Here is a 21,629-nt window from a genome sequence, read left to right as displayed (position 1 = left end):
CCTGGGCCTGCTTGAGCACGGCGATGATCTGGCTGTCGGTGAAACGGGACTTCTTCATGGAACCTCCTCGGGAAAGGGTACGAGAAAATTCCACTTCTGGCGTCAGCTAACCTGTGGGGGGATTACCATGTGATCGATCTTTTCTCCCAGTATTCGTCTCACAGCGCCAAGTCTGTGGGAGTCATATAGATGAAATATCGCGTCGTCCAAGTCTACGCTGAGCGGCACGGATTCCGGAAGTGCGTTTCGCTCTAGCAGCCAAGGCACCCAAGGAAAAACTTCCTTTTCCAGATGTACCAAGTCATACGACTTGGTACTTCGCATCTTGAACGCCCGCCTGGCGTACTCACGCACAACCGTGGACGCGACGGAACGGCCTGCGTACTTTGCTGCCAAGTATTCATCAGTCAACAGGCAGTCAAACTCGAGCTCAATTCCTTCGGATCGAAGCGGCTTCGAATACTGCATGCTACGGAGACGGCTGCTCGCGCCCTTTCTGCCATATTTACAAAGTGCGAGAACTTTCATCAGCTACCGCACCTCGACGGCATACGTCCACCAAGGCCGCCTCACGGCACATAAACCGGCAGACGATCTGCCGGCACCTCGGCGAGGAAGGGTGCACGAGCGTCTTTGTCGGACAGCAGGGGCTCGGCCACAGGCCAGTCCACTGCCAACGCGGTGTCGCTCCAGCGAATCCCAGCATCGGCCGCGGGGTCATAAGTTGCGGTACAGAGGTAGGTGAACACAGCGCGCTCGCTGAGCGTTACAAACCCGTGCGCGAAACCTTCCGGAATCCACAAATGACGCTTATTGTCGGCGCTCAGCACCGCGGCAGTCCACTTTCCGAAGGTGGGGGAACCCTGACGGATGTCGACGGCGACATCCCATACCTCGCCTTCAATCACTGAGACATACTTGCCCTGCGGCTTCGGCCACTGATAGTGCAAGCCACGAAGCACGCCGCGCGACGACGCGGACACATTGCCCTGCACGAACGTCGGCGCGAGACCGTGTTGCGCGAGTTTGCCAGAGTTGAACGATTCGTAGAAGAACCCTCGAGCGTCTCCGAACACCTTTGGCTCGATGATCACGCAGCCTGGCAGGTCGGTTTCAACCACGTTCACCGGACGACCCCGCGCTTGGCCAGTGACAACAGGTACTGCCCGTAGCCATTCTTGGCCAAGGGAGCGGCCAGCCGCTCCAAGTCGGCGTCGCTTATCCAGCCGTTGGCCCACGCGATCTCCTCCGGGCAACACACCCGCAACCCCTGCCGCGCTTCGATGGTTTCGATGAAGTTGGAGGCCTCGATCAGCGACTGGTGGGTGCCAGTGTCGAGCCAAGCGTAGCCGCGGCCCAACTGCTCCAGATGCAGGCTGCCTTCTTCCAAGTAGCAGCGGTTGAGATCGGTGATCTCTAGTTCACCTCGCGCCGATGGCGTTAGCGACGCCGCGAAGTCACTGGCGCGGCCGTCATAAAAATACAGACCTGTGACCGCATAATTCGAGCGCGGCCTGGTCGGCTTTTCTTCAAGTCCAACCACCTTCCCCTGGGTATCGAACTCGGCAACACCATAGCGCTCGGGGTCTCTTACCCAGTAGCCGAACACCGTGGCCCCCTCCTCGCGTGCATCGGCGCGCTTGAGAAGGTCACTGAAACCGTGGCCGTGGAAAATGTTGTCGCCCAGCACCAAGCAACTCGGCTTGCCGTCGACGAATTCGCGCCCGATAAGATACGCCTGCGCCAGCCCGTCCGGGCTTGGCTGCACCGCATAGCGGATGTCCATGCCCCACTGCGAGCCGTCGCCCAGCAGCTGCCGGAACAGCGCCTGCTCGTGCGGGGTGTTGATGATCAGCACCTCGCGGATCCCGGCCAGCATCAGCGTGCTCAGCGGGTAGTAGATCATCGGCTTGTCGTACACCGGCAGCAGCTGCTTGCTGATCGCCTGGGTGATCGGATACAGCCGGGTGCCGGAGCCACCGGCCAGGACGATGCCGCGGCGCGCGGTCATGCCACACCCCCGATGCGTTCGAGCCGGTAGCTGCCGTCGAGCACTCGCTGCACCCAGGGTTGGTTGTCGAGGTACCAGTCCACGGTCTCGGCGATGCCGCGCTCGAAGCTGTACGCAGGCGTCCAGCCCAGTTCGTCGCGCAGCTTGGACGCGTCGATCGCGTAGCGGCGGTCGTGCCCCGGGCGGTCGGCGACGAAGGCGATCTGCGACTCGCGCGGCTGGCCGTCCTCGCGCGGACGGCGCTGGTCGAGCATCGCGCAGATCGTCTTCACCACCTCGATGTTCTGCTTCTCGGCGTTGCCGCCGACGTTGTAGGTCTCGCCCACGCGGCCCTTGGCCAGCACGGTGCGGATCGCTTCGCAGTGGTCGCTCACGAACAGCCAGTCGCGCACCTGCCTGCCGTCGCCGTAGACCGGCAGCGGCTCGCCGGCCAGGGCCTTGGCGATCACCAGCGGGATGAGCTTCTCGGGGAAGTGGTACGGGCCGTAGTTGTTCGAACAGTTGGTGGTCAGCACCGGCAGCCCGTAGGTGTGGTGGAAGGCGCGCACCAGGTGGTCGGACGCGGCCTTCGACGCCGAGTACGGCGAGTTGGGCGCGTAGGGCGTGGTCTCGGTGAACAGCCCGGTCTCACCCAGGGTGCCGTAGACCTCGTCGGTCGACACGTGCAGGAAGCGGAACGCGTCCTTCGCCTCGCCGTCCAGCGCCTTCCAGTAGTCGCGCACGGCCTCGAGCAGGGCCAGCGTGCCGACCACGTTCGTCTGCACGAACGCCGCCGGGCCGTCGATCGAACGATCGACGTGGCTCTCGGCGGCGAAGTTCACCACCGCGTCGGGGCGGTGTTCGGCCAGCAGGCGTTCGACGAGCTCGCGGTCGCCAATGTCGCCGTGGACGAACACGTGGTCCGGATGGCCCTCGAGCGAGGACAGGGTGTCGAGGTTGCCGGCGTAGGTGAGCGCGTCGAGGTTGACGATGCGCACACCCGCGGCAACGGCTTCGAGCACAAAATTGCCGCCGATGAAACCGGCTCCGCCGGTGACTAGCCACGTACTCATTAGTTTACTCACGCCCCACGGAAGAGAGAAATGAAATCATGCTTCAAAAATTATCGCGTGCATCACGACCACGACGCGCACCTATTACGGAAACCAGAAGAAATATAACCATAGGGACGAACATCCACTTCTGCCGCATGGAAATACCAAGATTCGCCGTAGTTAGAGAGAGAAGCAACCAACCGAACAGAGAATACGCCAAAAGGAACATCCAATTAACGCCTGCAAGATAATGACGACCGCGCCTGACGCTCCAAACACCAAGGAAAGTCAAACCAAGCAAAACCATATTGTCAATCGACGCGGCAAAGGATGGAAGATTGTGCGCTTCAAACGGCAGCGGCCTGAACAGGTAAGTGAACATCTTCATCGGGAGCGACATTGACGATATGTCAACACCTCCCCCACCTTCCATATTGTATCCCTGTCTGCGTTCAACATAATCGGCGACGGCCTCAACACCACCGGCATTACCCAGACCCGAGGTTCCGATCGCCAAGGGAATCAGGACAGCACTGGCACCTGCAGCTGCGATTCCCATAACACACCTTCGGAGAAGCGACACCCGCGGGTTAAATACAACGGAAACGGCGAGCGCCACGGAAAGGAGTACTGCCATGTGCGGACGCACAGACAGCATCAACAATACCGCAACGCCCATGAGCCAAAAGCGACGCTTCATATCTATCGCCGCCCAGAGGGCCAAACCTGTTGCACAGAATGAAATGGCATCCTTTCCAATCGCGGATGACCAGAAACTAACGGATGGCAAGAACACAAGAATGGATGCGACGCGGCGCATGCCCCTACTCTTCCCCGAAACCCCATGCCGAAGAGCCCCATCAAACGCCAAGAGGCCGACGGTGCCGATGATGTTGAAAACGGAAAAAACACCAAGTATGGAAAGGCCGAGAAAATAGCTGAAAAGACGGGTAACGGACAGGACCGCAGCGGTTCCAAAAGTGAAGTCCACACTATCAACCATCGACGCATCGTAGTACATCAGTGCATCGCCGCCACTTTCACTGACATACATCACGTAAACGACACAGAATATCGAATGCCACACATAAAGCAGCAACGAACGCCGCTGCCCGACACGGAATCTGGGCCCCAACTTCATGCACACGAACGCACCAGAGACAAAGACAGCTCCGGTACTGATCACACTCCAGGCAGAGGGCAAGAGTTCCATATTTCGATCACCGACCTGCGTGCAGTCCACCTAGAGCCACACGGTACCTCTCAATACTTGATTCGAGCGAGAACCGCTCAATGCCAAGCGCCCTGCAACGCTGCCGAAACCCCTCGCGATCGCCCAGCACAACCTGCACAAACCAGTCAGCGACACTCTGCAACGACTCATCATCAACCATGTCGACGACCATTCCGCAATCGCCACTGATCAGTACCGTGTCGCCAATCCCCGAGGTGGTCACAACCGGAACGCCAGACAACAAATACTCACCCCACTTTATCGGGGCGACAGCAGTCATTGAGTAAGACTGAAGGATCAATGCAAGACCGAGGTCTCCACACTCCAGTAAAGATGGCACTTCACTAGGTGCAACACTCATGACATGAGTGCCATCCGCGATGCTTGACTCCGACTCCACCAAGGGCAAGACACGTGACGGATCATTCGTCAGAATAAGCAGGTGCGCATCGCTGCGCTTCGAACGCACGAATCGAAACAGCTTGAGCATCTCCGGAAGAAGATACTTGGGGCCCATCGAGCCAACGTAGACAAGCAATGGCGTTTCAGGAGCCAAGCCGATCTCTGCTCGAATCCGGCTGCGCCGACCATCGTTGGACGGAAAAAATTCACCCGGATCTCGTCCGTTCCCGACTACGTGGAACTTGCCATCAGAGGTACCGGCGCCAGCACGAGAAACAAGCACACTGATTGCGCTACGCGATCGAACAAGCACTCGACACGCGCGACGCACGATTTCGGCTTCTACGTCTCTAAGCAGACGAAGCACAACACCAGACGCATTCTGTCCCGCAAACTCGACCCTCTCGTCCAGCGGAAGCCCATCTGCGTCATACACGACATGAGTCGAAGCGGGAATCCTGGCCAGTAGCGTTGCCAATGCAGGCATCGTGCTTCTTGATAAAACCACATCTATCTCGTACCGACGAATGAGCTCACGGATGCGATGCGCGCCCCGAACCGCGCTGAAAATCCCGCCAACCGATCGCGGTCGACGCCAAACCGAAATCATGTCGTAGGTAACTCCTGCCCTTTCGCACGCAGCACGGTTACGCTCGTGAGTACGCGACTCACCCCAAGTGAACTGCAAAACATGAAAGCTTCGCGTAGGAGATGAAAGTCCGGCTAGAATTGGAACGAAAAGACTCTCGAGATAGTTGGATTGAGGCGCATCCCAAGTAACGAAGAGCACCCTCTCAGAAGATTTTCCACTACTCATGAGGAACGGTGCTTGAGAGAACGAAGCATGACTTTCGCAATTTCCGCATCGCTCAATGCATAAACTGCCAGCTCCCAAGGGGTATCCGGAAATCCCTCATACGCTCGCAGACGACGACTGATCCTCCGCTCCAGCCAATCCAACTCGCGGCGCAACACACGACCATCACGGGAGAACGAGTTTGCAGATCGCGTAGCGAGTTCAAGATCCCGCCTTCGCTGGGCCAAGCCCGTCAACGCCCATCGATTCCGTCGGGCAGCCGCCTTGTAAACAGACAACAGATCCTTGCCTGCTGCAAAGTTCGTAAGATTATCCATGTGGGTTCGATATCTTACTAACGTCTCATCCAAGAACTTTACCGCGCCGAGGAGATAGCTGCGGAAGGAGATTGCGTTGTCCTCGAACATCACATCACTCATAAGCGGTCCGAAGAACTCAAAAACTTCATTTCGCCATGCGTGCGTGGCACCGATCACGGGCAATCTGTTCCGAACCATGGACTTCTCGGTGTACCCGTCAGTATTCCCAGGAAACTCGCGTTGAAGGACGCTCCCTTGGTCATCAATGTATGCCGCCCGTGACCAAACTGAGTAAACGGGCTCGTCAGAAGAAATGAAGGCGTCAACAGTGCGGCTAGTTCTATCTGGCAATGAAACATCGTCCCCAGCCGCTGCGATTATTATCTCGCCTTTGGCAATCTGCATGATGCAGTTCACATGAGCACCAATGCCTTCATTCTTTTTGTTCTGTCTTAAAATCACCTCATGCGGACCATCGTAGCGACTCATTGCTTCCTGCATCAACTCGAACGTCCGGTCAGCAGAAGCGTCATCCGAAAGAATTATCTGTAGCTTGGGATAGCGTTGAGAGAGAGCTCCGTTAACGGCTTCAGTTACGTAATTCTCTTGGTTATACGCAAGCAACGCGAACGTCACCAAGGGCAGATCGTCAGTCACGCCACACCCCCATTCTGGTCATCATCGTCTTCGTCACGGAGGCCAGCTTGGCCACTGGCCCTCGCAACTCACTGGCATGCGACAGCCGTACCAATGCATACGTACCAAAGCCGGCCGCGGCCAGAGATCCCAGCAACCCAGCCAGCACCTCAGTCGCACTGGCTAGGGCCGTGATTCCGACCGCGGCCAGAAAGGTCACTGCCAGCAGCCGTTTCACTGCTGGCGACCACGCGAAACCCGTTCGACGAACAGCAAGCAGGTAAACCAGAGCCAGCAAGACTAGATACATGCCAAGAAACGCGATTCCTGTTGCATCAATACCGATAACAGGAAGCAGAACGAACGTCAGCACAACAAACATGGCGACGGCCATCCACTCCGTCCCCATGAAGGTCTTGCCTGCACCAGACGCCAATAGAATAAAACCAAGCGGCCAACTGGCAACCTTCAGGATGTCGCCCAGCACCTGCCAGCGCAGCACATCCACCGCCTCCACGAATTCGCTCGTGTACAGCAGTCGGATGACCCACGGCGCCAGAGCCAGCATCCCCAGCAGCACCGGCGCGGCAAGGAGCAGCGCGACTTCAGTCTGCTCGTTAACCAAGCGATTCACCGCCACTCGATCCTGGATGACCGCCGTCAGGCGCGGGTAGTAGTCCGTACCCATGGCCCCTAGCACGAAGCCAACGTAGGTCATCGAGATGGCCCATGCCGCCTGGAAGTGACCGAGGGCCTCGACACCCAGCTCCCGCTGCACCAGGGTCCGGACCAGCAGCTGTCCCACGCTGGCCGCAAGCCCCGCCACCATGAAGGCGACCCCGAGGCCCAGCATGGCTCGCCACTGACTGGAAAACTGTGCAAGCGGTGCCGCCGCAGGAGATACGCGCGGAAGGCGCGACACGTACCAATACCCCAGCAGGAAGCTCGCAACCGGCGCCGCCAGGACAAAGACCACGATGCCATCCCGCCCGAACGCCCACAGCGCAATGAGCGCCGCGAAAGTGGAGAGCACTGCCGATCCCACGCTGATGCGAGCGATATCACCGACGCGGCGCACGCCCCGGAGCAACGCGTTCTGCGATGCAGCCGCGACACTGAACACGACTGCGATAGACAGCCATCCAAGCGCGCCTCCGAGACTCGCATCACCCAGTACTCGCTCGGCCAGGACATGTCGCAACAGCCAGAACGCGACACCACCGAGCACTGCGAGGCCCAATGTCAGCCAGAACAGCGCTCGGCGTACCAATGCAATCCTCTGGGGGTCGTCTTTCCCAGCCGCCTCTGCGATCTGGCGCGTGCCCACTGTCCCCACACCGACGCCGGCCACGGCCGTCGCCGTTCCCACCAGGTTGGTGAACAGCCCAATCAGGCCCACACCTGCAGGCCCCAGCAGCACTGCCGCGGCCTTCATGCGCAGGAGTCCGACCATGATATTGATAACCGACGCGCCACCGATGATCGATGACGAACGCAGGATCTGGCGGTAGGAGTTGCCCATCTAATTCAGGTTCCGCAGAACCTTGGCTGGCACTCCACCCGCAATCGTCATAGGAGGAACGTCCGCCAATACCAAGGAAGAGTTGGCAATGACAGCACCATGACCAATCCGAACGCCTTTCAGGATACGCACGTTGGAACCAATGAAGACGTTGTCCTCAACCAGCACCGGCGCAGCCCACTCTGGCTTTGACATGTTGCGATCTTCAAGCTTCAGCCCATGAAAATCGCTGTCGAGAATCTCGACATTAGTGCCTACAAGACAGTTCGCTCCGATTGAAATCAATGAGTGCTCTGCGATACAACGAAACCCATTGTTGATCCACGTGTTCTCACCGATGCATACCGTTGCCGTCGAACTACGAGCTTCAATATAGGCGTAGGTATCAAGGAATCCTGATGATGGAAATACGCCGATGCGGACATTCCTGTCGCACTTGATTGCCCCCGACCCCACCGCCTGCACCGGCTGATATCGAACTGGCGCGCCGTCAACTCGATTGGTTGACAGCATCCGATACCAGACCCCTCGAAACCACTGTATCGAGCGGATCGCCGTAATCGCCAATCGCCGTCGAATCTTCAGAATCAGCATTTCGGTACTGCGGCAATGACGCGCGAAGCTTGCTCTTTCGACAACTGAGGCCCCATCGGAAGACTCAACACTTCCTCGGCAATGCGCGAAGCGATCGGGAACGCTTCTCTGGGAAAACCTGCTGAAGCATAGGCGTCCTGCCGATGCGGCGGGATCGGGTAATGGATCAGCGTGCCGATGCCCGCTTGGGCCAGCTTTGCCTGCAAGGCGTCGCGCTGCGGATGGCGCACGACGAACAAATGCCAGACCGGGTGGGCCCACTCGGGCACTCCCGGCAGCGTCAGCCACGAGCCAGCCAACCATTCGAGATACTCGCGAGCGATGAGGGCACGGCGCGCGTTCCATGCATCAAGGTGCTTGAGCTTCACCCGCAGCACCGCTGCCTGGATCGGATCGAGGCGGCTGTTCCAACCCTGAACGTCGTTGACGTACTTCACTTTGGAACCATAGTTGCGCAGTACCCGCAGGCGCTCCGCGATTCCGGCGTCATTGGTGGTGACGGCGCCGCCATCGCCAAGCGCACCCAGGTTCTTGCCCGGATAGAAGCTCCAGGCCACGGCATCACCGTGGCCGCCGATGCGCGTGCCCTTGTAGCGCGCACCATGCGCCTGGGCTCCGTCCTCCAGCACGCGCAGGCCATGCTTGCGGGCAATGGCAAGGATTGGATCCATGTCCGCCGGCTGCCCGTACAGGTGTACCGGCAGGATGACCTTCGTGCGGGAGGTGATGGCAGCTTCGATCAGCGATGGATCAAGGTTAAAGGTGGCCTCCACTGGCTCCACTGGCACCGGAGTCGCCCCGCACTGGCTGACCGCCAGCCAAGTGGCGATGTAGGTATTGGACGGAACGATGACCTCGTCTCCCGGCCCCACGTCCATGGCACGCAGCGCGAGGTGCAGCGCATCCAGTCCGTTCGCCACGCCAACGCAATGCCCTGCCCCGCACCAGGTGGCGTACTCGGCTTCGAAAGCATCGACTTCCGGGCCGAGGATGTACCAGCCCGAATCGATCACACGCGCGACTGCCTCGCCGATCTCTTCACGTAGTTCGACGTGCGGTGCCTTCAGGTCAAGGAACGGAATCATGCTCTGGCTCCCGCGAGCTGCAGAAACTCGTCGTAGTTACGAATGTAGTCGTCCGAATCGTAGTAGTGCGACGCGAACACCAGCAGCAGTGCATCGGGCGAATACTTGTACTGGATCCCCCAGACCATGGGCGGGAGGTGCAGGCCCAGGTCAGGTCGATCAAGCAGATACTCACGACGCCTGGCCCCGTCGTCCGCGACCACGCTGACGCTGCCGCGCACGCAGATCAGGAACTGGTGGCACTCCCGATGCGCGTGTTCCCCCCGGGTCTCGACGCTGGGCACGTCGAACACCATGAAGTAGCGCTTGGCCACAAAGGGAACCGAGCGCTCGAACTCGCCAACTGTCAGGCTGCCGCGAATATCGATGAGGCGAGGCAGCTTCACGAGCTTTACATTCCAGTCGCCCGCTTCGGGTGCCTCCCCGGCATGGCTGGATTCAGCTGCACGCGACTCCATGCCACGAGCATTGACGTAACCGATGATCCGGGCGGGATTTCCCACGACGATGGCATTGGGTGGAACCGAACGGGTGACCACCGCGCCAGAGCCCACCATCGCGGACCTGCCAATCCTCAGACCGGGAAGGATCGTCGCACCGCCGCCGATCGAGGCACCGGCTTCAATGTGGGTGGCCAGGTATTCCTCCGGGTGCTGCTTGCTGCGCGGGTGCTTGTCGTTGGTGAACGTGACGTTCGGCCCGATGAAGACATCATCGCCAACCCGCAGGCCATCCCACAGCTGCACGCCGTTCTTGATGGTAACGCGATCACCGATGACGACATCACTTTCGATGAAGCAATGCGAGCAGATGTTGCATTCGCTGCCGATGGCGGCGCCATCCAGCACGACGACGAATTGCCAGATGCGGGTCTCTTCCCCGATGTTGCTGGACTGGACGTCAGCAAGCGGATGGATCGTTGCGGCCATGGAGGATCAGAGCCTCCCGTCGACCGCTTCCCGCGGCAACACATACTTCACGTCATACAGAATCGCCCCGGGCTTGCCATGCGCACGGATCCCCGCCGCGCCCAGCTTGCGGAACTCCTCGTGGCCCACCGCCACCACCACGGCGTCGTACTCGCCGTCGCCGGGCTTGCACAGCGCCAGGCCGTACTCGTGCTTGGCTTCGTCCGCGTCCACCCACGGGTCGCAGACGTCCACGCGCGCGTTGTAGCCCTTCAGCGCCTCGATGATGTCCACCACCCGCGTATTCCGCAGGTCCGGGCAGTTCTCCTTAAACGCCAGCCCCATCACCAGGATCCGTGAGCGCACGGGATTGATCCCGTTCCTCACCATCAGCCTGATCACCTGGTTGGCCACGTACTCACCCATCCCGTCGTTCGTGCGGCGCCCGGCCAGAATCACGTCCGGGTGGTGCCCCACCTCCTGCGCCTTGTGGGTCAGGTAGTAGGGATCCACGCTGATGCAGTGCCCGCCCACCAGGCCCGGGCGGAACGGCAGGAAGTTCCACTTCGTCCCCGCCGCCTCCAGCACCTCCAGGGTGTCGATGCCCAGCTTGTTGAACAGCATCGCCAGGTCGTTGACCAGGGCGATGTTGAGGTCGCGCTGGGTGTTCTCGATCACCTTGGCGGCCTCGGCCACCTTCATGCTGCTGGCCTTGTGGGTGCCGGCGGTGATGACGCTGCGGTACAGGGCGTCCACGAAATCCGCGGCCGCGGGCGTGCTGCCGCTGGTCACCTTCAGGATGGTGGTGACGCGGTGCTCCTTGTCACCGGGGTTGATGCGCTCGGGGCTGTAGCCGCAGAAGAAGTCCTGGTTGAAGGTCAGGCCGCTCACCTGCTCCAGGATCGGCACGCACACTTCCTCGGTGCAGCCGGGGAACACGGTGCTCTCGTAGATCACGGTGTCGCCGGCCTTCAGCACCTTGCCCAGGGTCTCGCTGGCCTTGCGCAGCGGTGTCAGATCCGGGCGGCGGGCGCTGTCGATGGGCGTGGGCACGGTCACGATGTAGACGTTGCAGTCCCTGATGCCGTCCAGCTCGCTGGAGAACGCAAGCCGCGTGGCTTCGGCCAGCAGCTCGGGCTCGACTTCCAGCGTGCTGTCGCGGCCGCTGCGCAGCTCGGCGATGCGGGCTTCGTTGATGTCGAAGCCGACGGTGTCGTACTGCTTGCCGAACTCCACGGCGAGCGGCAGGCCGACGTAGCCCAGGCCCACCACGGCGATGCGGGTGGCGCCCGGCGAGGGCAGGTTCTGCATGGTCACTTGGTCCCTGTGGCAGGCGCGCCAGGTGGGTGCGCGGCTGCAGAAGTTGAGTGGCTATTATCGCGGGTTTTTGTGATGCGTGTTGCGGTTGGGGTGGCCGGGGTGTCGGGGGCGTAGCCCCGACCTGTGGGGGTGCCAGTGGGGGCGCGATGTGCGGTGGCGATGATTGCGGCCAGGGCGGCGGCTACGGTGAGCATGGCCTGGGTGCGCAGGGGGTAGTCGACCAGGGAGTGGGCGGCGATGGCCAGCAGGGCCAGGAGGGCGCAGGTGCCAGCGGTGCGGGCGGGGGGCGGCAGGCGCAGCATTGCGCGGGCGGCTGCGATCAGGGCGATGAGGGCGAGCGCAAAGGCGGGGATGGCCAGCACGCCGGCCTCCAGCAGCCACTGGGCGTATTCGTTGTGGGCGTGGTTGACGTAGTTGGGCATGAGCAGCTCGCCGGAGGTGGCCTGCTCGAAGACGGGCACGAATGTGCCGGCGCCGCTGCCCAGCGGGGCGTGGGCGCCGGCCACTTCCAGCGTGGCCTGGCGCAGGGGCTGGCGCAGCTCCTGGGCGGCGTCCACGCGCATCCAGCGGGTGGCGGCGAGTACGCCCAGCGCGGCGATGGCGGCGCTGCCGGCCACCAGCAGGCGGCGCTTGCGGGGGGCGCGCAGGCGCCAGCCCTGGCTGGCCACCACGGCGGCCAGGGCGAGGATGAAGATGATGACGCCGGCGCGCGAGCCGGTGAGCGGCAGCGCGGCGATAGCGAGCACCACCACGGCCGCGGCGGCCACCCGGCTGATCACGCCCCTGCCCCGATCCTCGCCGTGCCGGCGGGTATCGGCGGGAGCGTGGAACAGCCAGCCGGCGGCCAGCACGCCGGCCACCACCAGCAGGGTGGCCTGGTGGTTGGGGTTGGCGAAGAAGCCGTTCATGGCCGGGCGCCACTGCGGATAGGGGTTGAGCACGCTCTCCTGCGGGGCGCCCAGCTGCAGGATGCCCAACAGCAGGCTGGCCATGGCCAGGGCGGCGATGAACCAGGCCAGGCGGCGGTGCATGTGGATGGGGAGCGCGAGAACCAGGCCGAAGACGGCCAGTGCCGGCAGCAGCGCGTGCAGGGAGGCACGGGTGGCGGCGGGATCCAGGGTTGCGCGGGTGGCGGCCGGGGCACCGGCGACGGCGAGGTCGGCCTGCAGCAGGGCGCGGGCCTCCCCCATGGATGCGAGCGCGGACGGGACGGGAAGCAGCTGCAGCAGCGGGACGGCAAGGATGGCGGCCACAAGCGCGGCCCACTGCCAGGGCCAGGGCCTGGCCTGGCCGCCCAGGTGCTGCCAGGCGAGCCAGGCGATGCAGGGCAGCGCCGCAAGCTGCAGGATGACGACGCCGACGCCGGATTCCTGCGAGCTGCCGCCGGTGAAGACCGCCAGGGCCAGCAAAACGACAGCGCCCGCGAAGTTGATGCGGGCACTGCGGGAGGTGTGTGGCTGGGTCATGGACGGAATGGTACGCAAGCGCCCGTGGAAGCGCCTGCATGGGCGCGCAGCCAACGCGGCGCTTGCACGAAAACACCCTCCGCCGATGGGCGGAGGGTGCGAAACATGGGGGCGCGCGGCACCCCCAACGGGGTTTTAGCGGCTGACCGGCGGCGGCGGCGGCAGCGGGTCGCCGTCGTCCATCTGCGACAGGCCGGCAGCCACGGCGGCGGTGCCGAGGAACAGCCAGCCGGCGGAGGCCCAATCGATACCGGCGGCGGTGGTGGTGCCAACGGCGGCCTGGTTCTGGCTGCCGGCCTGGCACACGGCCGGGACGGCGTGCACGCCGGCGGCGCTGATGGAGGCGGTGCAGCCGTTGGCGTAGACCACCGAGGCGCTGGAGTTTTCCGCCAGCATGATCCGGCTGCCCGGGGCGAGGCTGGCCCCGCTGGCGACGGTAACGAACTCGCCGCCCTCGCTGGCCATGACGTTGCCGGCGTCGACGCGCACGGTGACGGCGTCGTCCTGGGCGTTGGCGGAGAAAGCGGTGGCCGCGATGGCGGCGAACAGCAGGCTGCTGGCGAATTTCATGGTGACTTCCTTGGAGCGGCGTGGGGGCCGCGCACGGGATACGCGGATGGTCAGGCTAATGAATTTCACCGCACTGTGCAACCTTATGTGGAAAAATTTCCCTTACGGATCAAGGCTGTGTGACGGCTTTGTGAATTTCGCCGCGATGACCGCTCAGCGGCTGACCGGCGGCGGGCTGGAGTCGCTTCCGCCACCGCTTGCGATCGCCGCCACCGCGGCGACGCCGGCCACCACGCCAACGATCATTTTGGTGTTGGTGGCTCCGGCGGCCGCGGCCTCGCCTGCGGCCGGCGCACTGGCCATCGGGCAGGAGGCGGCCACGGGATAGGCGCCGGTCACCAGGCTGACGACGCAGCCGTTGCCGTAATCGAGGCTGGCGACGCTGCCCTCGGGCACCAGCACGCGGTCTTCCGGCTGCAGGCTGGCATCGGCCTCGACGGTGACGAACTCGGCACCTTGCTGACTCACCATGACACTTCCCGACTCGACCCGCAGGACGACCGGATCCGCCGGGGCGGCGGGCTCCTGCGCGTGTACGGCGGTGGAGACGGCACAGGCGAGTACGAGGGCGGGCAGCAGGGTGCGCATGGTGATGAGTCCGTTCAGCTGGAGATGGCGAGTTCCGCCGGCGGGCGAAGACTACAGTAAATGAATGAAAAGCAAATAGCGGGCCAACCTATCGGGCCAGTCGGGTCACGCCGATGGCGGTGAGCTGGAGTTCGCCGCGCAGGGCCTGGGCGGCGCCGCGCGGGGCCGGGTTGACCAGGCGCAGCCACTGGCCCTCGCAGTTTTCGGCCGGCACCTCGAACTCCAAGGACAGGGGCGACCACTGCGGATGGTCGCCGATGGTGGCCCCGGCGGCGATGCGGGTGCGGTTGTCCGAACAGGTGAGCTGCCACTCCAGGCCGCGGTGCGAGCGCAGGCTGCGGGTGCGGGCGCGCAGGTCGAGCCGGTAGCGGCCCGGGGCCAGCAGCAGCGGCTGCTCCAGGCCGGTGCGGCCGACGTTGCGGCCCAGGAAGGTCAGGCGCAGGGCGTGGCCGCCGCCGGGGGCGTCGACGCGGCCGGCCACCACGCCGTTGGTGCGGTGCAGGCGCCAGTCGAAGCCGTGCGAGCTGATGGGGCTGGCGAAGTCGCCGTTGTGCAGCAGCGGCAGGCTGGCCGGCGGCTGGTCCAGGCCGCTCACCCAGTGCGCATAGGCGGTGCCCCAGCGGCCGCCGGCGAGCATGCCGTTGATCCAGCGGCCGGTGTCGGCCGGCGTGAGCACGCCGTGGCCGCGCAGGGCGGCGTGCAGGTTGTCGGCGGCGGCGGGATCGTCGGCGCGGATGGCGGCGCGCAGGATGGCCGGACGCCAGCGCGGATGTTCGGCGAGGTGGTCGGCGAGCGCTTCGGCGAAGGCCGGGTCGGCGGCCAGCTGGACGACGAGGGGAAGCGATTGCTCGCGGCTTTCCGGGCTGACGGTGAGCATGGCGTCCAGGTGGGGCATGGCGGCCCGGAAATCAGCGGACTGGAGATGATGGGCGGCCAGCCAGCCGCGGACATGGATGTCACGGGGCGCGCGGCGCGCGGCGGTCTGGTAAGCGGCCAGGGTGGCGGCGTCCGCGGCGGCGGGGTCGTCGACGGTGGCCAGGGCCGGGGCGAGGATGGCGAAGGCGCGGCCGTAGGTGGGGTCGTGCGACAGGAGCTCCCGGGCCACGGCAACGGCCTCTTCAGCCCGGCCCTGCTGCAGGTGGGCGCGGGCCTCGGCCAGGCGGGCCTCCGGGGCAGGATGGTTGTACGCGGCGAGGATGCCCCACCCCGCCCAGGCCAGCAGGCCCAGGGTGAGCAGGAAGACGGCCCAGCGTGCAGGACTCAAGACGACGGCTCCAGGGTGAGGCGGGTGACGAGCCAGCGCTGCTCGCGGCGGGTCATTTCAACACGCAGCTGGCCGCGCTCGCGGGTGCGCCAGCCGCCGATGCGGTAGTCGGCGTCGAGCATGGCGCGCTCGGCGCCCATGCGCCACCGGGGGCTGTCGAGGTTGATTTCACGGAAGTCGCTGCCGTCCAGGCGCAGGGCCAGGCCGGCGCGGGTATCGGCGGCGGCGGCTTCGGTGGGGAAGTCGTTCCAGATCGGGGGGATGTGGGAGCCGTCGGAGGCGAGGTAGGTGGTGGCCTGGAAGGCGGTGTGTTCGGCCTGGGTGAAGAGCTGGAGGGGGTCTGGCCCGGGTTGGGGTTCGGCGGGCGCGGGGTCGGCTGGGGGCGCAGCGGGCTCGAGGGTGACGGGCTCGATGTGCGCAAGCGTCTTGGGCTGCCTGTCGGAAGGTGCTGCGGGGGCCGCGGTCGCCTCGGCGTACGCGACATCCTCGCCGGCCTGGAGATCGCCCGTGGTGGCAACGTGCGCCGCGGGCTCGGTGGGTGGCAATTCCCGGGGCTCGGCGACAGGCGCGGCATCGTTGGCATCCATCGCGAGAGGCCGAGGCGCTGGTGCAACGGGCTCCACGACGACCCGGGCCGGCTCCGGATTGGCGGTGCCGGCCGGCTCGGCTACGGGAGCGCGGCTGGCCGCCGGCTCGAAGAACGGCCGGGTATCGCGCTGGCGCTCCATCCACAGCAGGGCGATGCAGGCCAGGGCGACGGCCAGGACGGCCAGCGGGCCGGCGTGGCGCCGCAGGAAGTGCGGCTGCGGAAGGGGGGCCTTGTCGAGGGCAATGGCGGCGGGCGGATGCCAGCCGGACGCGTGGCCGGAGGGACGGGCCGGCGATGCGGCGGTGGCGCCGGCTCCGGCGCTGTCCGGCAGCGACAGGTCATAGGCGCGGCGGGCCGTGGCGGTGCGCAGCTGGTTCCAGGCGTCGTTGACGCGGGCGCTGAAGGCGCTGTCCCAGGCCTCGCCGCCGTCGCGGTCGGGGTGCAGCCAGCGCTGGAGGTGGCGGTGATGGGCCTGCAGGGTGGCATACGGGGCGTCGGGGCGGGCGCCAAGGACGCGGTAGGCGCTGGCGCCTTCGATGAAGAGGATCTGCTGGACGAAGAAGCGCGAGGCTGCAAGCAGTTCGGCGGGGCTGGCGCCGGTGGCGGCGGAGGCCGCCCGGGCGGCGGATCCGGAGCCGCCGGCCACCTCCAGCAGGGTGGTCATGCCGCTGGGCAGCGGCCTGGCGGCCAGCAGCCCGCGCCGCGCGGGCGCGCGGAGCAGGCCCAGAGCCAGGTCGAGTGCTTCACCGCCGGACATCAGTTCTCCCCCAAAGCCACACCCCCCATTGTAGGAGCGCGCCAGGTGGGGGGCAGCCAGGTGGGGTCAGCGGGACTCGAGTTTGGGGGTGGTGCCGTAGGCGTAGTAGGACTCGTAGTCGTAGCCGTAGCCGGCCACCTTGGCGTCGTAATGGGTCAGCAGGCCGCCCAGGATGCGGGCGCGGGCGGCGGCCAGGCGCTTGATCGCCGCCTGGGCCGTCTTGATGCGGGTGTCGCCGGCATGCACCACCAGCAGGGTGCCGCCGACCAGGTTCGACAGGATCGGCGCGTCGGCGATGCCCAGCACCGGCGGGCCGTCGATGATCACCTGGTCGTACTTCTGCGCGGCCACCGAGAGCATGGAGAGCATGCGGCTGCCGGACAGCAGCTCGGCGGGGTTGGGCGGCAGCGGGCCGGCGAGCACCACGTCCAGGCGCTCGTCGTCGGTGCCGTTGACCACGGTCTGGATGCTGGCGGCGCCGGCCAGCAGGCTGGACAGGCCGGCTTCGGCGCGCATGCCCAGCACCCGGTGCAGCGACGGGTTGCGCAGGTCGGCCTCCACCAGCAGCACCGACTTGCCGAGCTGGGCGAAGTTGCGGGCCAGGGTGAGCGCGGTGGTGGACTTGCCCTCCGACGCGCTGGCGCTGGTGACCAGCAGGGTGCGCGGCACGCCGCCGTCGGTGGAGAACTGCAGCGCGGTGCGCACCGAGCGGTAGCTCTCGGAGAAAGCGGAGCGCGGATCGGCCAGGGCCTCCTGCACGCTCTGCTTGCGCAGGTGCGGGATGACCCCGAGCACGGCCAGGCGCAGGTGCTGCTCGATGTCTTCGGGCGACTTGATGGTGTCGTCGAGGAACTCGAGGACGAAGGCGATCAGCACGCCCAGCATCAGGCCGAGCATGAGGCCGATGGCCAGGTTGAGCGGCAGGCTGGGCTTGAACCGGCCGGTGGGCACCATGCCGCGGTCGACGATGGAGATGTTGTTGCTGCTCACGCCGCCGGCGACGCCGATTTCCTTGTAGCGCTGCAGCAGGCCGTCGTAGAGCTGGCGGTTGGTGTCCACCTCGCGGCGCAGGATGTTGTAGTCGATGGAGCGGTTGTCCACGTCCAGGGCGCCGGCGCGCAGCGCGGCCAGCTGCTCCACCAGCATGTTCTCGCGCGCCTGGGCGGCGTCGTACTCGGCGCGGATGGCAGCGCGCACGGCGCCGCGCTCCTGTTCGATCTGCCGTTCCACCTCGTCGATCTGGCCCTGGAGGGCGACCATGGCCGGGTATTCCGGCTTGTAGGTCTGCAGCTGCTGCTGGTACTGCGCGTTGAGCTGGGCGCGCTGCTGGTTGAGCGTGTTGAGGATGGAGTTGGCGATGGCACCGGCGGGCAGGCTGCCGCCGCCGCTGACCTGGCTCCACGCGGCCTGGGCGGCGATGCGCTCGTTCTGGGCAGCGGCCAGTGATGCGTTGAGGGCGCCCAGGTTCTGTACTTCCAGGGTCTGGCCGGATTCACCGGCCGACACGATGTTCTCGCGGGTGGCGAACTCCACCAGGCTGCGCTCGGACTCCTCCAGCCGGCCCTTCATCAGCGCCAGCTGTTCTTCCAGGTAGCGGGTGGCATACGAGGATGCGTCGAACTTGCGCTCGATGGCCGAGGAAATGAAACCGTCGGCCACGGCGTTGACCACCCGGGCGGAGAATGCCGGCAGGGTGCTGTCGTAGTGGATGCGCACCAGGCGCGAGTTGCGCACCGGCTCCACCGACAGGCCGCTGCGGACGATGCCGGTGGCCGACTGCAGGGTGGCGAGCTCGTCGCTGGCGCCGGTGCCATCGCCGGTGGGCTCATCCTCGTCACCGGCGCGCAGGGCGGCGGTGGCGCGCTGCCACCAGGTGTTGGAGCCCAGGCGCTCGGCGGTGCCGGCGTCGATCTGCAGCTCGTTGGCCACCCGCTCGGCCAGCGCGCGGCTGCGCAGCAGCTCGTACTGGGTGGTGAGGAAGTCGGGCGCGGCGCCTTCGGCGTTGTTGAAGCCTTCCACCTGCATGGCCTGCACGGACTCGCGGTCGATCTGCAGGGTGGCGGTGGAGCGGTACACCGGCGGCATCATCAGGGTGACCAGCAGCGACAGCGCGACCACGCCGCCGAGCACGCCCAGCACCAGCCAGCGGCGCTTGACCAGGATGCGCCAGTAGGCGAGCAGGTCGATCTCGTCCTCGTCGGCACGCTTGTCCTCGAACAGGTCGAGCGAAACGGCCTGCGAACCGGCCCTGGCCGGGAGGTTTCCCTGCGGGGCGCGGGCGGGGAGACGGTCGTCCTTGTTGTCGTCGTCCGGGGGTGCCGGCAGGTTGTCGTCTTGCATGCGTGGGGTGCGTTGCCTGGTGGCTGGGGATCAGAGGGCGAGGAACAGGCCCAGTGCGGGCACCGACCTGAGGAACTCGCGGAACGCGGACTTGCTGCCGGAACGCTCGATCACGACGATGTCGTCGCCGTAGATCTGCGGATCGGAAAGCTCGCCACGGCGGATCATCTGCAGGTCGTAGGCGGCGGCCATGCGCTGGCCATCGATGCTGCGGAACAGGACGACGCCATTCAGGTCGGCGAATTCGTCGGTACCGCCGGCCATGGCCACCGCCTGCAGCAGCGAAGTCTTGCCGGTGAGCGGGTAGATGCCGGGCTTGTTGAACGCGCCCTCCATGGTCACCCGCTGGCTGGTGTATTCCTCGATGAAGATGGTGACCTGGGGGTTCTGCAGATAGCCGTCGGCGTACTGTGCGGCCAGCTCGGCCTCCAGCTCCGGCACGGTCTTGCCACCGGCCATGACGCCGCCGATCAGGGGCACGTTGATCATGCCGTTGGAGTTCACCCGCGCCTGGTGGGTGAGTTCCTGTACGCCGAAGACGCTGATCTGCAGCAGATCCTGGGCGCCGACGCGGTAGTCGGTGGCGCCCTCATAGGCACCGGATGCGGAGGTGGTGTCGGGTGCCGGCAGGTCGCCGGTATAGACGCGCTTGGGGCCACTGCTGCAGGCGGACAGGCCAATGGCGAGCAGCAAGGCGGTGAAGACGGTCAACCAGGATCGCATTCAGGGACACTCCGGGGGCCAGGGCCGGAAATGGGACGGCCTGGGCAGCTTTCTGCGGGCGCGTAGTGTACCCGTTCGAGTGTGTGAACCCGGTGTCAAGGGCCGATCGGCGTGTCCGCCTGGCGCCTTGCGATGGCCGCGTTTACCTGAACAGGCGCTGGAGAATGGTTCGCCTGGGCCGGGGCGGCGGCAGGGTTTCCGCCAGCGGCGGCGGAAGTTCGCCGGGGGCGCGGTTGTCGAGGATGCCCTGCGGCCGGGTGATGACCATGTGGGTGGCTTCCTCGGCGCCGGCCAGGCTCGCGGCGGCCTCGCGGGCTTCGGCCAGCAGCGGCGGGCGGCGGCGCGGGTGGTGGGCGTCGGTGGCCAGGATCATGCAGTGGCCCTCGCCGACGAAGCGCTCGCCCCAGTGCCGGGCGCGGCGGCCGTAGCGGCCGGTGAGCGCGCCGCCGGTGATCTGCATCCAGGCGCCGCGGCGGGCCAGCTCCACGAAGGTGGGGTAGTGCTGCTCGACCCAGGTCAGGCGCTCGGGATGGGTGATGACCGGCACGCAGCCGGCGGCCATGAAGTTGAAGACTTCCTGCTCGAAATTGGGCGGGGCCACGTGGTGCGGGGGTTCGAGCAGCAGGTAGCGCGAGCCGGCCAGGGTGGGCACGGCGCCGGTTTTGATGCCGTCGACCAGGCCGGGGGCGAGGTGGACGTCGGCGCCTTCGACCAGCCTGAGCGGGATGCCGGCGGCGTCGAGCTCGGCCTGGAAGGCGGCGATGGCGGCGCGGATGCCTTCGCCGGTGTTCTCATACAGGCCGGGGTAGATGTGCGGGGTGCAGGCGACGGTGCGGATGCCGTCGGCGACCGCCATACGGGCCATTTCCAGCGCCATGGCCAGGTCGGCCGCGCCGTCGTCGATGCCCGGCAGCAGATGGTGGTGGAGGTCGATCATCGCGGCGAATTGTACGGGGCGCGGATGGATGTCATGTGGTGATCACGGTGGGCTGCATAGGATTGGCGCGGACCTGAATGGGAGATTTCCGATGTCGTCTTTTGCGCTTTACCTGGTGGGAATGCTGGTGGTGATCGGCGGGCTGGCCTACGGGGCCACCCTGGCCGGGCTGGCGACGCACTGGATCATCGTGGGTGCGGTGGTGCTGCTGGGCATCGGGATCATCGGCGGCGTGTCGCGCACGCGGCAGAAGGATCCGGTGGACTGAGCAGGCGGCAGCATGTACGGAAAGGAACGACGACGCGGGGCGCCGGACGATCCGGCGGCACTGCGCGAGGGTCTCGGGCCGGCGCAGCTGGAGGCGCTTCACACGCTGGAGCAGTTCGGCTGGACGCTGCGGTTCGTGCGCAGGCCGATGTTCCTGGATCCGATCCCGGTGGCGTTCGACCGCAACGGGGAGAAGTGGGTGGTGATCGAGCCCGACGGCAGCCTCAACGAGAACCCCGGCTTCAAGATCCGTCCCTGACCGTCCG

General features: G+C 65.3%; 20 protein-coding genes and 3 pseudogenes. 2 read left to right on the top strand and 21 right to left on the bottom strand.

Annotation, left to right across the window (positions count from 1 at the left end; genetic code table 11):
• Window positions 1-569: 569 nt before the first annotated feature.
• The 21 genes and pseudogenes from rfbC to ACOZ90_RS04285 form a co-directional block, all read right to left on the bottom strand.
• The gene (gene rfbC / locus ACOZ90_RS04385) at window positions 570-1,127 is read right to left on the bottom strand and encodes a dTDP-4-dehydrorhamnose 3,5-epimerase (protein ID WP_422892408.1); all 558 of its coding nucleotides are present in this window, start codon (window positions 1,125-1,127) and stop codon (window positions 570-572) included.
• Window positions 1,124-2,011, bottom strand: a complete 888-nt coding sequence (rfbA, locus tag ACOZ90_RS04380) for a glucose-1-phosphate thymidylyltransferase RfbA (protein ID WP_422892407.1) — start codon at window positions 2,009-2,011, stop codon at window positions 1,124-1,126. Before rfbA ends, rfbC begins: the two co-directional genes overlap by 4 nt.
• Window positions 2,008-3,063 carry a dTDP-glucose 4,6-dehydratase gene (gene rfbB / locus ACOZ90_RS04375; protein WP_422892406.1) on the bottom strand — a complete coding sequence of 352 codons (1,056 nt, stop codon included), beginning with the start codon at window positions 3,061-3,063 and terminating at the stop codon, window positions 2,008-2,010. Before rfbB ends, rfbA begins: the two co-directional genes overlap by 4 nt.
• Before the next feature lie 43 nt (window positions 3,064-3,106).
• Window positions 3,107-4,258 (bottom strand): hypothetical protein, encoded by a 1,152-nt coding sequence (locus ACOZ90_RS04370; RefSeq protein WP_422892405.1) that lies wholly within the window; start codon window positions 4,256-4,258, stop codon window positions 3,107-3,109.
• Window positions 4,259-4,265: 7 nt separating this feature from the next.
• Complete coding sequence (locus ACOZ90_RS04365) at window positions 4,266-5,291, bottom strand: glycosyltransferase (RefSeq protein WP_422892404.1); 1,026 nt, start codon at window positions 5,289-5,291, stop codon at window positions 4,266-4,268.
• Between the two features lie 203 nt (window positions 5,292-5,494).
• Complete coding sequence (locus ACOZ90_RS04360) at window positions 5,495-6,454, bottom strand: glycosyltransferase (RefSeq protein WP_422892403.1); 960 nt, start codon at window positions 6,452-6,454, stop codon at window positions 5,495-5,497.
• On the bottom strand, window positions 6,447-7,955 hold the full coding sequence (locus tag ACOZ90_RS04355; RefSeq protein WP_422892402.1) for an O-antigen translocase: 1,509 nt from the start codon (window positions 7,953-7,955) through the stop codon (window positions 6,447-6,449). Before ACOZ90_RS04355 ends, ACOZ90_RS04360 begins: the two co-directional genes overlap by 8 nt.
• A complete protein-coding gene (locus ACOZ90_RS04350) occupies window positions 7,956-8,549 on the bottom strand; it encodes an acyltransferase (protein WP_422892401.1) in 594 nt (197 codons plus the stop codon).
• Entirely contained in the window at window positions 8,543-9,634 is a 1,092-nt protein-coding gene (locus ACOZ90_RS04345) for a DegT/DnrJ/EryC1/StrS family aminotransferase (protein WP_422892400.1), read from the bottom strand. Before ACOZ90_RS04345 ends, ACOZ90_RS04350 begins: the two co-directional genes overlap by 7 nt.
• A pseudogene (locus ACOZ90_RS04340) lies at window positions 9,631-10,020 on the bottom strand (sugar 3,4-ketoisomerase); the annotation flags it as partial. The pseudogene ACOZ90_RS04340 and the gene ACOZ90_RS04345, both read right to left, overlap by 4 nt.
• 87 nt (window positions 10,021-10,107) lie before the next feature.
• Window positions 10,108-10,380 (bottom strand): annotated as a pseudogene (locus ACOZ90_RS04335) (acyltransferase); the annotation flags it as partial.
• Window positions 10,363-10,563, bottom strand: a pseudogene (locus tag ACOZ90_RS04330) (WxcM-like domain-containing protein); the annotation flags it as partial. The pseudogenes ACOZ90_RS04330 and ACOZ90_RS04335, both read right to left, overlap by 18 nt.
• A gap of 6 nt (window positions 10,564-10,569) precedes the next feature.
• Entirely contained in the window at window positions 10,570-11,853 is a 1,284-nt protein-coding gene (gene tviB / locus ACOZ90_RS04325; RefSeq protein WP_422892399.1) for a Vi polysaccharide biosynthesis UDP-N-acetylglucosamine C-6 dehydrogenase TviB, read from the bottom strand.
• Between the two features lie 2 nt (window positions 11,854-11,855).
• The gene (locus tag ACOZ90_RS04320) at window positions 11,856-13,328 is read right to left on the bottom strand and encodes an O-antigen ligase family protein (protein WP_422892398.1); all 1,473 of its coding nucleotides are present in this window, start codon (window positions 13,326-13,328) and stop codon (window positions 11,856-11,858) included.
• A 135-nt stretch (window positions 13,329-13,463) separates the two neighbouring features.
• Window positions 13,464-13,898 (bottom strand): hypothetical protein, encoded by a 435-nt coding sequence (locus tag ACOZ90_RS04315; protein WP_422892397.1) that lies wholly within the window; start codon window positions 13,896-13,898, stop codon window positions 13,464-13,466.
• Window positions 13,899-14,051: 153 nt separating this feature from the next.
• Window positions 14,052-14,486, bottom strand: a complete 435-nt coding sequence (locus tag ACOZ90_RS04310; RefSeq protein ID WP_422892396.1) for a hypothetical protein — start codon at window positions 14,484-14,486, stop codon at window positions 14,052-14,054.
• An 88-nt stretch (window positions 14,487-14,574) separates the two neighbouring features.
• Window positions 14,575-15,750 (bottom strand): tetratricopeptide repeat protein, encoded by a 1,176-nt coding sequence (locus tag ACOZ90_RS04305; RefSeq protein WP_422892395.1) that lies wholly within the window; start codon window positions 15,748-15,750, stop codon window positions 14,575-14,577.
• Window positions 15,747-17,096 (bottom strand): J domain-containing protein, encoded by a 1,350-nt coding sequence (locus tag ACOZ90_RS04300; protein ID WP_422892394.1) that lies wholly within the window; start codon window positions 17,094-17,096, stop codon window positions 15,747-15,749. Before ACOZ90_RS04300 ends, ACOZ90_RS04305 begins: the two co-directional genes overlap by 4 nt.
• Window positions 17,097-17,162: 66 nt before the next feature.
• The gene (locus tag ACOZ90_RS04295) at window positions 17,163-19,436 is read right to left on the bottom strand and encodes a GumC family protein (protein WP_422892393.1); all 2,274 of its coding nucleotides are present in this window, start codon (window positions 19,434-19,436) and stop codon (window positions 17,163-17,165) included.
• 30 nt (window positions 19,437-19,466) lie between these two features.
• Window positions 19,467-20,159, bottom strand: a complete 693-nt coding sequence (locus tag ACOZ90_RS04290; RefSeq protein ID WP_422892392.1) for a polysaccharide biosynthesis/export family protein — start codon at window positions 20,157-20,159, stop codon at window positions 19,467-19,469.
• A 142-nt stretch (window positions 20,160-20,301) separates the two neighbouring features.
• Complete coding sequence (locus ACOZ90_RS04285; RefSeq protein ID WP_422892391.1) at window positions 20,302-21,096, bottom strand: tyrosine-protein phosphatase; 795 nt, start codon at window positions 21,094-21,096, stop codon at window positions 20,302-20,304.
• A gap of 91 nt (window positions 21,097-21,187) precedes the next feature.
• On the opposite strand from ACOZ90_RS04285, the gene ACOZ90_RS04280 reads away from it, so the two are divergent.
• Window positions 21,188-21,364, top strand: a complete 177-nt coding sequence (locus ACOZ90_RS04280) for a hypothetical protein (RefSeq protein WP_422892390.1) — start codon at window positions 21,188-21,190, stop codon at window positions 21,362-21,364.
• Between the two features lie 12 nt (window positions 21,365-21,376).
• Window positions 21,377-21,622 (top strand): hypothetical protein, encoded by a 246-nt coding sequence (locus ACOZ90_RS04275; protein WP_422892389.1) that lies wholly within the window; start codon window positions 21,377-21,379, stop codon window positions 21,620-21,622.
• Window positions 21,623-21,629: the final 7 nt, after the last annotated feature.

Source organism: Luteimonas dalianensis, assembly GCF_049339425.1.
Lineage (GTDB): Bacteria > Pseudomonadota > Gammaproteobacteria > Xanthomonadales > Xanthomonadaceae > Luteimonas > Luteimonas dalianensis.
The sequence above is the reverse complement of the archived record's forward strand: the minus strand, read 5'-3'. Positions and strand labels throughout refer to the sequence as shown.

Excerpts from the sequence above, each read along its gene's own strand:
- rfbA (WP_422892407.1), bottom strand. The coding sequence starts at position 2,011 with ATGACCGCGCGCCGCGGCATCGTCCTGGCCGGTGGCTCCGGCACCCGG.
- rfbB (WP_422892406.1), bottom strand. The coding sequence starts at position 3,063 with ATGAGTACGTGGCTAGTCACCGGCGGAGCCGGTTTCATCGGCGGCAAT.
- ACOZ90_RS04370 (WP_422892405.1), bottom strand. The coding sequence starts at position 4,258 with ATGGAACTCTTGCCCTCTGCCTGGAGTGTGATCAGTACCGGAGCTGTC.
- ACOZ90_RS04365 (WP_422892404.1), bottom strand. The coding sequence starts at position 5,291 with ATGATTTCGGTTTGGCGTCGACCGCGATCGGTTGGCGGGATTTTCAGC.
- ACOZ90_RS04355 (WP_422892402.1), bottom strand. The coding sequence starts at position 7,955 with ATGGGCAACTCCTACCGCCAGATCCTGCGTTCGTCATCGATCATCGGT.
- ACOZ90_RS04350 (WP_422892401.1), bottom strand. The coding sequence starts at position 8,549 with ATGCTGATTCTGAAGATTCGACGGCGATTGGCGATTACGGCGATCCGC.
- ACOZ90_RS04345 (WP_422892400.1), bottom strand. The coding sequence starts at position 9,634 with ATGATTCCGTTCCTTGACCTGAAGGCACCGCACGTCGAACTACGTGAA.
- tviB (WP_422892399.1), bottom strand. The coding sequence starts at position 11,853 with ATGCAGAACCTGCCCTCGCCGGGCGCCACCCGCATCGCCGTGGTGGGC.
- ACOZ90_RS04320 (WP_422892398.1), bottom strand. The coding sequence starts at position 13,328 with ATGACCCAGCCACACACCTCCCGCAGTGCCCGCATCAACTTCGCGGGC.
- ACOZ90_RS04315 (WP_422892397.1), bottom strand. The coding sequence starts at position 13,898 with ATGAAATTCGCCAGCAGCCTGCTGTTCGCCGCCATCGCGGCCACCGCT.
- ACOZ90_RS04310 (WP_422892396.1), bottom strand. The coding sequence starts at position 14,486 with ATGCGCACCCTGCTGCCCGCCCTCGTACTCGCCTGTGCCGTCTCCACC.
- ACOZ90_RS04300 (WP_422892394.1), bottom strand. The coding sequence starts at position 17,096 with ATGTCCGGCGGTGAAGCACTCGACCTGGCTCTGGGCCTGCTCCGCGCG.
- ACOZ90_RS04295 (WP_422892393.1), bottom strand. The coding sequence starts at position 19,436 with ATGCAAGACGACAACCTGCCGGCACCCCCGGACGACGACAACAAGGAC.
- ACOZ90_RS04290 (WP_422892392.1), bottom strand. The coding sequence starts at position 20,159 with ATGCGATCCTGGTTGACCGTCTTCACCGCCTTGCTGCTCGCCATTGGC.
- ACOZ90_RS04285 (WP_422892391.1), bottom strand. The coding sequence starts at position 21,096 with ATGATCGACCTCCACCACCATCTGCTGCCGGGCATCGACGACGGCGCG.
- ACOZ90_RS04280 (WP_422892390.1), top strand. The coding sequence starts at position 21,188 with ATGTCGTCTTTTGCGCTTTACCTGGTGGGAATGCTGGTGGTGATCGGC.
- ACOZ90_RS04275 (WP_422892389.1), top strand. The coding sequence starts at position 21,377 with ATGTACGGAAAGGAACGACGACGCGGGGCGCCGGACGATCCGGCGGCA.